This window comes from Catellatospora coxensis (assembly GCF_016862635.1).
Classification (GTDB): Bacteria; Actinomycetota; Actinomycetes; order Mycobacteriales; family Micromonosporaceae; genus Catellatospora; species Catellatospora coxensis.
Genome location: NZ_BONI01000004.1, coordinates 28,126 through 37,982 on the forward strand (window position 1 = coordinate 28,126; position 9,857 = coordinate 37,982).

The window sequence follows — 9,857 nt, forward strand, 5'->3', positions numbered from 1 at the left end:
CGCCGCGGCGGGAGGTCACAGTCGTGTGCTGCTCACCGTGCTGTGGCTCGCGGCAGGTCCGGCGGTGACGGGTCGTCGGCGGGCGTCCATGGTGCCACCGGTTCGTCGAGGTCGGGGACCTCCCCGGTCAGCAGTTCCAGCACGCCGGTGACCGCCAGCACCCGGCGGACCAGGCCGGTGGCTCCGACGACACGGAAGCCGACACCCGAACCGTGCGCCCGCTCCCGGGCGGTCAGCAGGACGTGCAGCCCGGTCGAATCCATGAACGCGACCTGGGAGAGGTCGACGACGACCTTCCTGACGCCCGGCTCGCCGATCGTCGCGGACAGGGAGTCCAGCAGTTCGTCACGGACCGTCAGATCGATCTCGCCGGACACGGCCACGAGCGCTTCGCCCGGGTCGTCGCCGTGCAGGTCGACGTCGGCGGCACCCACGTCAACTCTCCTCCACCTCTGAGGGCACCGGCTCCAGCCCGGTCGCCGCCGCGACCTTGGCGACGTCCTGCGGCCCGTACGCCGTGCGCACACCCGAAACCGACATCCCCGCCGCCGAAGCCAGCTCGCCCAGCGTGTACGGGTGTGGATACACGAACTGGCGACCGTAGGCCAGCAGCAGGCGGATCTCCTCCTCGGCCCGCATCCGCCGTGCGTGCGCGTCCGCCAGCGCCGACAGCACCGCGTCGCTGCCGGCGGCGACGAGCGGGTCCGGAACCGCTGCCAGCACGGTCTTCACATCAGCGGTCACCCTACGCGTACTCACCTGACGAGATTCGCACGAACCTACGATCACCGCAAGATGAGATGATCATCGGACTTCGGGTCGGTCATCGGTGAAGCTGTTGGGCGGCAACGACTTGTGCGTATCGAGACGCCCGTGATCGGCGGCCGGCTCCGCATCGCCGCATACGGGCGGTGCGGAGCCGGAGGCGTATCGGGCTTGCTCAGGCGCGTGCCAGCAGCACCTGGGCCGTGGAGCCGGCGGGGGAGTTGTAGTGCTTGACGGTCAACCAGAACTCGCGCTCGGCGCTGCCGTCGGTGTTGATGCGCTGCAGGTACCACGTGCGCTCGATGCTGAAGTAGCGGATGTCCTGGTTCGGGCTCAGGGTCACCACGTGCGCGGCGGTGAGCGGGTTGGCGTTGTTCCAGCGCCAGGTCTTGCTGCTCATCGGCGTCATCGTGCCGGTGGACCAGGAGGCGGTGGAGGCGAGCGGGGTGACCCGCAAAGTGACCTGGCAGGTGATGGCGCCGACGTTGGTGACCCTGATTCCGTGGCGGCGTTCGTCCTCGTTGGCGCTGACCTGGATCTGCTCCACTTCGTACTGGCAGGGGCTGGCCGCGGTGGCGCCGCTGGGGATCAGCGCGACGGAGATGGCGGTGGTCGCGGGCGCGGCGTCGTAGTAGTACCAGGTGCCGGCCGGTTCACCGGGGGCGGCGGACATGGTCGGCGTGGTGCCGCTGGTGCTGTTCCAGGCGAGCGTGATGTCGGCGTTGCAGGTGATGGCGCCGACGTTCTTGACGGTGAACCAGTATTCGATCTCGCTGATGCCGCTGTTGAGGCGCTGCGCGTACCAGTCGCGGACGACCTCGAATTCGCAGGTCGAGGCGGCGGTCGCGCCCTGCGGCGACAGGCCGATCTGGTAGGCGTTGCCGGTGCCGGCGTTGTTCCAGTACCAGGTCTTGGAACTGCCCGCGGCCATGGTGCCGGTGTTGAAGGTGTACTGGCCGGCCGCCGCGTGAGCCGGGCTCGGCAGCATGAGGACGGAGCCCAGCAGGCATAGCGCGGCCAGGCCGCGAAGGAATCGACGCATGGAACTGAGTTAAACGGTAAGCAATCCTAACAGTCAATCGCCCGACCGCTCGATCAATCCGACTGGGCGGTCACCCGGTAGTTGATCTCGACCTGGTCGTGGGAGTAGATCGGCGTCCGGAACGCCAGCCGCAGCCAGCGGTGCTCGCCTCCGCGCGGGTCGTCGGCGACCTCGATGCGTTCGTCGCACGCGCCGACGTGCACCGCGCCGATGTTGCCCGTGCTGCGGAACCGGCGCACGCTCAGCTCCACCGACAGCCTCGACGGCGGCTGCGGGTACGGCAGGCTGTCGGGCAGGAACACCGCGAACTCCTGGAGGTCCTCCAGGCGCACCGCGCCACGGAAACCCGCACGTCGGGCCAGGCAGAGGTGTCCGCTGTAGACGGTTGTCCGTACGGGCCGGCCGGCCGTGGGGTCGACGCCGTCGAAGAACAGGCGCGGGCCGGGCACGATGGCGCGCAGCTCCAGGAAGTCCACGCCGGAAGACTATCGGGAGATGCCCAGCGACGCGACGAGGTCCTCGTGCAGCTCGAACCAGACGCGGTGGCACGAGTCGACCTCCATGCCGGTGACCCAGGCCGGATCGTCGGAGGCGTGCGCCAGCGCCTCGGCGAACCGGCGGTGGTATCCGCCGAACCGGGTCAGCCGCTCGGTCAGCCGCCGTTCGAGCGGGTGCAGCCGTTGCGCGAGCCCGGCGAGCTGCCCGATCAGGTCACCGGGCACCGCCTTCGCGGGGCTGTCCATGGATTCGAGCTGCCAGGCCGTGAACGTCCGGGTCGCCTGCGAGTTGAGCGGGAGGAAGTCGTCGTGCATCGCGGCGACGGCGTCGCGGGCGTCGTGGGCGTCGAGCTCCTCGCGCAGTTCGGCCTCGTTGCGGCGGCGGCCGGCCTCGGTGAGCGACCAGCCGGTCAGCCCGGCGAACGAGGCGCGGGTGACCCGCCCGTACGCCTCGGCGTCGAGCAGTTCCTCATGGGTCTGCGCGGCGTCGAGACCGAACCGGGCGGCCACGGCGTCGGTCCGGGCGAACCCCTTGAGCCGTACGGCATGCAGCACCAGGAGGCCGGCGGGCGACGTACGGGCCGTCAACGCGTCGCCCCGGTGACGGTGCCGAGGGAGCCGTCGACGACGACCGGTGCCCCGTCCTCCAGCAGCGACAAAGCCTCGGCGGCGCCGACGACGGCGGGGATGCGGCACTCGCGGGCGACGATCGCGGCGTGACTGAGCAGCCCGCCGGTCTCGGTGACGATGGCGGCGGCGAGGTGGAACAGGGGTGTCCAGGCCGGGTCGGTGGTCCGGCAGACGAGCACGTCGCCGGGCCGCAGGCGGCCGAAGTCGTCGACGGAGCGCACCAGCCTCGCCGGTCCCACCGTCCGGCCGGGGCTGGCGGGCACGCCGGTGACCCCGCCGGGCTCCACGGCGGTCACGAGCCGTCCTCGCCGAGCCGGGTCAGCACCCGCTCGTGGCGCTGCTGGGCCGCCTGGGCGCTGCGCAGGCCGAGCGCTTCGGCGATCTGTGCCCACGTCAGCCCCTCGGCGCGGGCGGTGAACAGCACTCCGGCCTCCAGCTGGTCCAGCTCGCTGCGGGCCGCGGACAGCAGCGTGATCGCGGCCAGCAGGTCCTCGGGCAGTTCGAGCGCGCCGCGGTCGGTGCCCACGCGCCACAGCGCCTGGCGGACCAGCGTGACGGCGTCGTGCGGCTGCCCGGCAGCCAGCCAGGGCAGCCGGGGAAGGTCCTGCCCGCCGCGAGCGGTGAGCCGATGCCGGGCCCGGCTCTCGGCCTCGGCATCGGCCTGGTCAGCTGATGATCGACTCACTCGGCCAGCTTCGCCTTCAACAGAGTGTTTGTCAACAACCTGTTGAAATGGTGCTGCCCGATCGGTGAGGCACAGCGGGAACACGCAACACGCCCGCGGCTCGTATTCTCCAGGCATGCATGAGCTCGCCGCGTACGTTCGAGACCTGCCGATGTGGGCGGCGGCGTTGCTGTTCCTCGCCGAGAACGTGCTGATCCTGCTGGCCGGGGTCGGGCTCGGTACGGCCGTGCTGCGGCTGGCCGGCGCGGCGCGGCTGCTGCCCGACACAGGACGGGCCGAGCCGCTGCAGCTGTGGCTGGCCGCCGGTGCGGTCATGCTCAACACCGGGGTCACGCTCGCCGGCTGGAAACTGTGGATCCTCGGTGTGATCCGGCTCGACCTCGACACGACCTGGTGGATCGCCGTCGACCTGCTGGCGCTGCTGCTCATCATGGACTTCGCGTCGTATGTGGGCCATGCCCTGGCCCACCGGCCGCGGCTCTACCCGCTCGGGCACCGGCTGCACCACCGGTTCGTCGACGCCCGGCCCATCACCCTGTTCGCCCTGCACCCGGGCGAGGTGGTCGCCTTCGGGGCGCTGTGGCTGCTGGTGCTCGCCGCGGCGCCGTTCAGCGTGTGGGCGCTGGTGGGCTACACCGTGGTGAACCTGGTCTTCGGCGTGTTCGGACACCTCGGCGTGGAGCCGCTGCCGGCGCGCTGGCGTCGTTCCCGCTTCTTCGCGATCGTGGCCACGCCGACCATGCACACCATGCACCACCTCAACCCGGCCCGTAACCTCGGCTTCTACACGACGCTGTGGGACCGGTTGTTCCGGACCCTGGACGACGACTACGACCGCTGCCGGACCGGCCACGCCCAACTGCCGGCGCTCGCCTCGGCAGCCGAGCCGGCACCGCGCCTTTCGTAGCCGCGCGGTTCCATGGTCAGGAGAACACCAGCCCGGCCGCGATGAGGGTCATCGTCGCCGCGATCACCCCGTCCAGCACCCGCCACGTGATCGGCCTGGCCAGCACCGGCGCCAGGCGGCGCGCGCCCGTGCCGAGCGCGGCGAACCAGACGACGCTGGCCGCGGCCGCTCCGGCGGCGAACAGCCACCGGCTCGGGTCGCGTACGGCGAGGCCGCCGAGCAGCAGCACGGTGTCGAGGTACACGTGCGGGTTGAGGAACGTGAACGCCAGGCAGGTCAGCAGTGTGGCCCGCAGCGGCGTGGCGGCCCCGTCCCGTGGGTCGAGGCGGCCGGGCCGCAGCGCGCGCCGGGCCGCCAGCACGGCGTACCCGAGCAGGAACGCGGCCCCGCCCCACCGGATCGCCACGAGCAGGCCGGGACGGTCGGCGACCAGCGAACCGAGCCCGCCGACCCCGGCGGCGATCAGCAGCGCGTCGGCGGCCGCGCAGGTCACCACGACCGGCAGCACGTGCTCGCGGCGCAGCCCCTGGCGCAGCACGAAGGCGTTCTGGCCGCCGATCGCGACGATCAGCGCCAGCGAGGATGTGAACCCGGCGAGCAGAGAGGTGATCATGTTTCCGACGGTACGGCCGGTGCCGTCCTCACTCCAGCTAATGTTTCTTACGAAGCATTAGCATCGCTTATGTGAGCCTGGACTCGGCACAGCTGGAGACGTTCGCCGCCGTCGTACGCGAGGGCAGCTTCGACGCCGCCGCGCGGGTGCTCAACGTGACCCCGTCCGCGGTCAGCCAGCGGATCAAGGCGCTGGAGCAGGCCGCCGGGCAGGTCCTCGTGCGCCGGTCCAAGCCGTGCCAGGCCACCGAAGCCGGGGAGCCGCTGCTGCGGCTGGCCGGGCAGATCGCGCTGCTGGAGCGCGAGGCGCTCGCCACCGCCCGGGGCGGCCGCGGCGGCGACTGGACCAGGGCCGCCATCGTCGTCAACGCCGACTCCCTGGCCACCTGGTTCATGCCCGCGCTGGCCGCGGTGCCGGCCGAGCTGCGACTGCTGTTCGACATTTACACCGACGACCAGGAGCACACCGCCGAACTGCTGCGCAGCGGCGCCGTGATGGCGGCGGTAACCGCGCAGAACGTGCCCGTGCAGGGTTGCCGGTCGCAGCGGCTCGGCGCTATGCGATACCGGGCTGTCGCCGCGCCGGCGATGTTCGGCACGTGGTTCGCCGACGGGGTCACCCCGGCGGCGCTCGCGGACGCGCCGATGGTCGTGCTCAACCGCAAGGACCGGCTGCAGCACCGGTTCCTGCGTACGCTCACCCGCCGCGACCTGGACCCGCCGATCCACTACGTGCCGTCGGTGACCGCGTTCGACGAGGCCATCCGGCTCGGCCTGGGCTGGGGCATGGTGCCCGACCTGGTCGCCGACGCGGACCTGGCCGAGGACCGCTACCGCGAACTGGTGCCGGGCGGCCTGCTGAACGTGCCGCTGTATTGGCAGCACTGGCGGCTGGAGTCGGCCGTCCTCACCGCGCTCACCACGGCCGTCCAGGCGGCCGCCGCCACCGCCCTGCGCTGACGTCCACAGGACGGCCGCCGTCGCCCGGCGACCGTATGCTGGTGCATCCTCCAAGCTCCTTCCCCTCCAGGAGAACGATGTCGGACAAGCAGATGATTAAGCACCCGTGGGGCATCAGCGTTTACGGCGCGGCCAGTGTGAAGAAGGCGCCGGACCTGGTGCGCATCAGGCTGCGGGCTGTGCGGGTGGAGAAGGACCCGCAGGCGGCTTTCATACTGATCAATGAGGAGGTACGTGCGATCCGGGAGGTGTTGCGCCGCTACGGTGTGCCGGACTCGGCAGTCGACAGCTCGCGCCTCGACCTCAAGAGCGAGTGGGACTGGAACGGCGGCAAGAAGCGCTTCGAGGGCTACCGCTGCCAGGCCTCGTTCTCGGTGTCGTCCCCGAACCTCGACTCGGTGCAGGCGCTGCTCGTCGACCTGGTGGGCGCCGGGGCCTCCGAGATCGACGCGGTCGAGTTCGACGTCAGCGCCAAGAAGCAGCTGCGTGACGAGGCCAGGGAGCAGGCGGTCGAGGCGGCACGCGCGAAGGCGGCGCGATACGCCGCGGCGGCAGGCGTGCAGGTCGGTCCGCTGATGCACCTGGAGGACGTGGACCCGGAAGCGCCGGGGCAGGAGCGCTACCGCGGCCATGGCGCGGCGGCCGACGCGGCGGACGAGTCACTGGCACCCGGCCACGTGGTCGTCTCCGCCGCGGTGATCCTGGGCTTCGCCATCGCGCCGTGACACCCGCGCGCGGATCGGCCCGATCAGTGGTCTCCGGCTGACGCGTCGTCGAAGCGGTCGGCGAGGGCGAGGAACTCGTCGCCCCAGCCGCTGGACAGCGCCACCTCCTGGATCGGGCCGGTCGGGGCGAACAGCACCGACAGCGCGAACGGCACCGAGCCTTCGGCCCGAACGCGGACGATCAGTCCGTCGATCTCGGCGAGCGCGGCGTCGGCGTCCATGAAGGATGACCACGAGAAGTCGTTGTCCGGTCGGGCTAGCCGTTCCCGCACCTCACCCAGCACGATCACGAGCGCTGCGACGTCGACACCCATCCGCCGAGTGTGCGCGACGTGTCAAGGTCGTTGACCGGGTGCTCCACATGACCACGGGGGCTGGGAGCGAGCACCTGCGGACTCGCACTCGTGGTCGTGGCTGTTGTCCGGGTGGTGGAGGTGCTGTAGACCCACGCAGGGGTGCCCGAAGGATCGACATGATCGATCTTCGGCTACCCGGCCGCACGCGGGGCGGTTCGCCGCATTCGCGAATATCGCGAAGGCTTGGGCCTTCACGGAAACGTTCGTGGGCCGCTGCGTGAGTTTTTCCCTTGGCCGGCGCACGCGCGCTGGCTCTGCGGTGGATTCCTGCTGCTCGGGGTGATCATGCCGGCCGTTGGGCGCTACTGGCCGTCTTGACATGGGCCGATGCCGGAACGAGCGGCGCCCCAGGATGGTCCCGCCCGCGCGTGAACGGCGTCGAGGGCGTCCACGCCGAGGCTGTCGCAGCACGGGCCGTTCGACCAGGGCGGCGTCGGACGTGGACTCTAGGATGGTGGGCGACGACGGCGAGGAGGCCGCCATGGGCAAGATCGTGATGATGATGTCGGTGTCCGTCGACGGCTTCTTCGCCGATCCGGACGGCGGGCTCGACTGGCACCTGATCGACGAGGAGCTGCACTACCACTTCAACGCGCTGCTCGCCCCGATGGGCGCGTTCTTCGACGGCCGCGTCACCTACCAGCTGATGGCCGACTACTGGCCGACCGCGGACCAGGACCCGGGCAGCGCGGGGCCGATGGCGGAGTTCGCGGGGATCTGGCGCGACATGCCGAAGTACGTCTTCTCCCGGACCCTTGACCAGGCCGGCTGGAACACCACCGTGCTGCGGGAGGTTGTGCCGGACGAGATTCGCAAGATCGCCGAGCAGGTCGGCGGGGACGTCGCGCTCGGCGGGGCCGCGCTCGGGGCGGCGTTCCTCGAACAGGACCTCGTCGACGAGATCCGGCTCTACGTGCACCCGGTCGTGCTGGGCCGGGGCCGCCCGCTGTTCCAGCCTGCGGACCACCGGCACGACCTGCGCCTCAAGCGCACCCGCACCTTCGGCAGCGGGGTCGTCCTGCTGCACTACGAGCGCCGGGACGGCTGACGGGCGGCGCCCCGACGAGGCGCCGCCCGCTGCGCTCAGCAGTACAGGTTGGCACCGGCGGTGGTGCCGAGGATCCCCACGAACTGCTGGTACTTGGTGACCCGGCTCTGGACCTGGGCCGGGTTGCCGCCGTTGCACTCGATGGAACCGTTGATGCTGCGGATCGTCTCGCCGAAGCCCGCGCCGTTGACCATGGCGTTGTGCGCGGTCATCGTGCCGGGTCCGTTCTGGGTCATCCAGTACCACAGGCCGGTGCGCCAGGCGACCGACGCGTCCTGCTGCACCAGCCACGGGTTGGTCAGCAGCGGCAGGCCGAGCGCGTCGCCGGCGGCCTTGTAGTTGAAGTTCCAGCTCAGCTGGATCGGGCCGCGGCCGTAGTAGGCGGCCTGCCCGGCCGGGCAGCCGTAGGGCTGGCCCGCGTCGCAGTAGTGCGGGTAGTTGGCCGTGTTCTGCTCCACGATGTGGACCAAGCCGCCGGTCTCGTGGCTGACGTTGGCCAGGAACGCGGCGGCCTCCTGGCGGCGCACGGTGTCGCTGCCGGTGGTGGCGAACGACGGGAAGGCGCTCAGCGCGGCGACCAGGCCCTGGTAGGTGTAGAAGGAGTTGCGGCCCGGGAACATCTGGTTGAAGGCCGCCTCGGAGACGACGAAGCCGCCCGGGCTGGTCGGCGGGGTCGACGGGGGCGTGCCGCTGCAGGTGTACGGGTCCCAGTACCAGGTGCTGATCGTCGGGTCGTAGCCCGGGTTGTCGTGCTCGGCGATGTAGTACAGCCCGTTGGTGTAGCGCACGATGCTGCCGGTGGTGTACCAGGTGCCCGCGGCCCAGTTGGGGTGGCTGCACGTGCCGCCGGGCGGGGGCGTGGTGCCGCCGGTGCAGGTGCCCTGGTCGGACCAGACCTCGGCGACGCCGGGCGTCTCGTTCTGGGTCCACCAGCGGGCCAGCCAGTTGCGGCCGTTGTGCGAGGCGGTCATGCCTCCGGTGTAGACGGACGACGACTGCCACGCGGCCACGCAGTTCGCGGCGGACGCGGACGACGAGGGCAGGATGACGGCGAGCGCGGCGACGACCGCCAGCACTCCGGCCAGCGCCAGGGAACGTTGTCGTGGCATGGGGACTCCTCTCCGCGGCGCAGCGCCGGCGGCTCGTGCGGGACCTGGGGGCGAGCGCTCGCGACGAAGAGTATCAATAAATAAAGCTTCCTAACAGTCGCCGGTCATGCCGTGTTGAGCGGCTGCAGAAGGGCGCGGCGTCGTGGCTCGTTCGGCCTCGGTGGGGGCCTGGTCGCGTTCCGGATCGAGCCGCGTAGTCGGGACTCGAATATTTCGACAGAACGATGACCTCGTTCGGATTCGTCATCGGGAAGCTTCGTCGCGCATCGCGGTTGTCGACGGGGCGCCTGCCGGGCGCGCCGCCCGAGGGCGGCGGGTATATCGGTTGCGTAACGATCGGCTGGCCCGGTCGCGAATGCGTCAGATCTTCGCATTGCCGCGTGGCGGCCGCATTCCCTGTGCTGGGAACGGTGGACCGCCGTAGGCCACTTATGGAAATCGATGGAAGCGCCTTGGTGTCGCTGGTCCGCGCACCGTGACTGACCGGATTTCCTTCAAGATCATCGCTATATTCCCGGAGA

Annotated in this window: 14 protein-coding genes; 4 read left to right on the forward strand and 10 right to left on the reverse strand. The window is 70.7% G+C overall.

The features are described 5' to 3' along the window. Nucleotides 1–32 precede the first annotated feature (32 nt). The 7 genes from Cco03nite_RS02745 to Cco03nite_RS02775 form a co-directional block, all read right to left on the reverse strand. A complete protein-coding gene (locus Cco03nite_RS02745) occupies nt 33–434 on the reverse strand; it encodes an STAS domain-containing protein (protein WP_203688317.1) in 402 nt (133 codons plus the stop codon). Nucleotide 435: 1 nt separating this feature from the next. Then, nucleotides 436–744, reverse strand: a complete 309-nt coding sequence (locus Cco03nite_RS02750; RefSeq protein ID WP_239167062.1) for a hypothetical protein — start codon at nt 742–744, stop codon at nt 436–438. A gap of 196 nt (nt 745–940) precedes the next feature. Next, entirely contained in the window at nt 941–1,807 is an 867-nt protein-coding gene (locus Cco03nite_RS02755; RefSeq protein WP_203688319.1) for a hypothetical protein, read from the reverse strand. 53 nt (nt 1,808–1,860) lie between these two features. Further along, on the reverse strand, nt 1,861–2,283 hold the full coding sequence (locus tag Cco03nite_RS02760; RefSeq protein ID WP_203688320.1) for a hypothetical protein: 423 nt from the start codon (nt 2,281–2,283) through the stop codon (nt 1,861–1,863). A gap of 9 nt (nt 2,284–2,292) precedes the next feature. Then, the gene (locus Cco03nite_RS02765; RefSeq protein WP_203688321.1) at nt 2,293–2,892 is read right to left on the reverse strand and encodes a transcriptional regulator; all 600 of its coding nucleotides are present in this window, start codon (nt 2,890–2,892) and stop codon (nt 2,293–2,295) included. Next, nucleotides 2,889–3,230 carry a PEP-utilizing enzyme gene (locus tag Cco03nite_RS02770; protein ID WP_239167063.1) on the reverse strand — a complete coding sequence of 114 codons (342 nt, stop codon included), beginning with the start codon at nt 3,228–3,230 and terminating at the stop codon, nt 2,889–2,891. The genes Cco03nite_RS02765 and Cco03nite_RS02770 overlap by 4 nt, the downstream gene beginning before the upstream one ends. After that, complete coding sequence (locus tag Cco03nite_RS02775) at nt 3,227–3,619, reverse strand: DNA-binding protein (protein WP_203688323.1); 393 nt, start codon at nt 3,617–3,619, stop codon at nt 3,227–3,229. The genes Cco03nite_RS02770 and Cco03nite_RS02775 overlap by 4 nt, the downstream gene beginning before the upstream one ends. Before the next feature lie 115 nt (nt 3,620–3,734). On the opposite strand from Cco03nite_RS02775, the gene Cco03nite_RS02780 reads away from it, so the two are divergent. After that, nucleotides 3,735–4,526 carry a sterol desaturase family protein gene (locus Cco03nite_RS02780; RefSeq protein WP_203688324.1) on the forward strand — a complete coding sequence of 264 codons (792 nt, stop codon included), beginning with the start codon at nt 3,735–3,737 and terminating at the stop codon, nt 4,524–4,526. 16 nt (nt 4,527–4,542) lie between these two features. Here Cco03nite_RS02780 and Cco03nite_RS02785 read toward each other — a convergent pair whose 3' ends face one another. Then, complete coding sequence (locus Cco03nite_RS02785) at nt 4,543–5,139, reverse strand: LysE/ArgO family amino acid transporter (protein WP_203688325.1); 597 nt, start codon at nt 5,137–5,139, stop codon at nt 4,543–4,545. 77 nt (nt 5,140–5,216) lie between these two features. Between Cco03nite_RS02785 and Cco03nite_RS02790 the strand changes: the two genes are divergently transcribed. Together Cco03nite_RS02790 and Cco03nite_RS02795 are read left to right on the forward strand one after the other, a co-directional pair. Further along, nucleotides 5,217–6,098, forward strand: a complete 882-nt coding sequence (locus tag Cco03nite_RS02790) for a LysR family transcriptional regulator ArgP (protein WP_203688484.1) — start codon at nt 5,217–5,219, stop codon at nt 6,096–6,098. Between the two features lie 77 nt (nt 6,099–6,175). After that, nucleotides 6,176–6,823 carry an SIMPL domain-containing protein gene (locus tag Cco03nite_RS02795; RefSeq protein WP_203688326.1) on the forward strand — a complete coding sequence of 216 codons (648 nt, stop codon included), beginning with the start codon at nt 6,176–6,178 and terminating at the stop codon, nt 6,821–6,823. Nucleotides 6,824–6,846: 23 nt separating this feature from the next. On the opposite strand, the gene Cco03nite_RS02800 is transcribed toward Cco03nite_RS02795, so the two are convergent. Beyond that, nucleotides 6,847–7,137, reverse strand: coding sequence for a hypothetical protein (locus tag Cco03nite_RS02800; RefSeq protein WP_203688327.1), 291 nt, complete (start codon nt 7,135–7,137; stop codon nt 6,847–6,849). A gap of 481 nt (nt 7,138–7,618) precedes the next feature. On the opposite strand from Cco03nite_RS02800, the gene Cco03nite_RS02805 reads away from it, so the two are divergent. After that, complete coding sequence (locus Cco03nite_RS02805; protein ID WP_203688328.1) at nt 7,619–8,227, forward strand: dihydrofolate reductase family protein; 609 nt, start codon at nt 7,619–7,621, stop codon at nt 8,225–8,227. Nucleotides 8,228–8,262: 35 nt separating this feature from the next. Here Cco03nite_RS02805 and Cco03nite_RS02810 read toward each other — a convergent pair whose 3' ends face one another. Then, nucleotides 8,263–9,336, reverse strand: a complete 1,074-nt coding sequence (locus Cco03nite_RS02810) for a glycoside hydrolase family 19 protein (protein WP_203688329.1) — start codon at nt 9,334–9,336, stop codon at nt 8,263–8,265. Between the last annotated feature and the right edge of the window lie 521 nt (nt 9,337–9,857).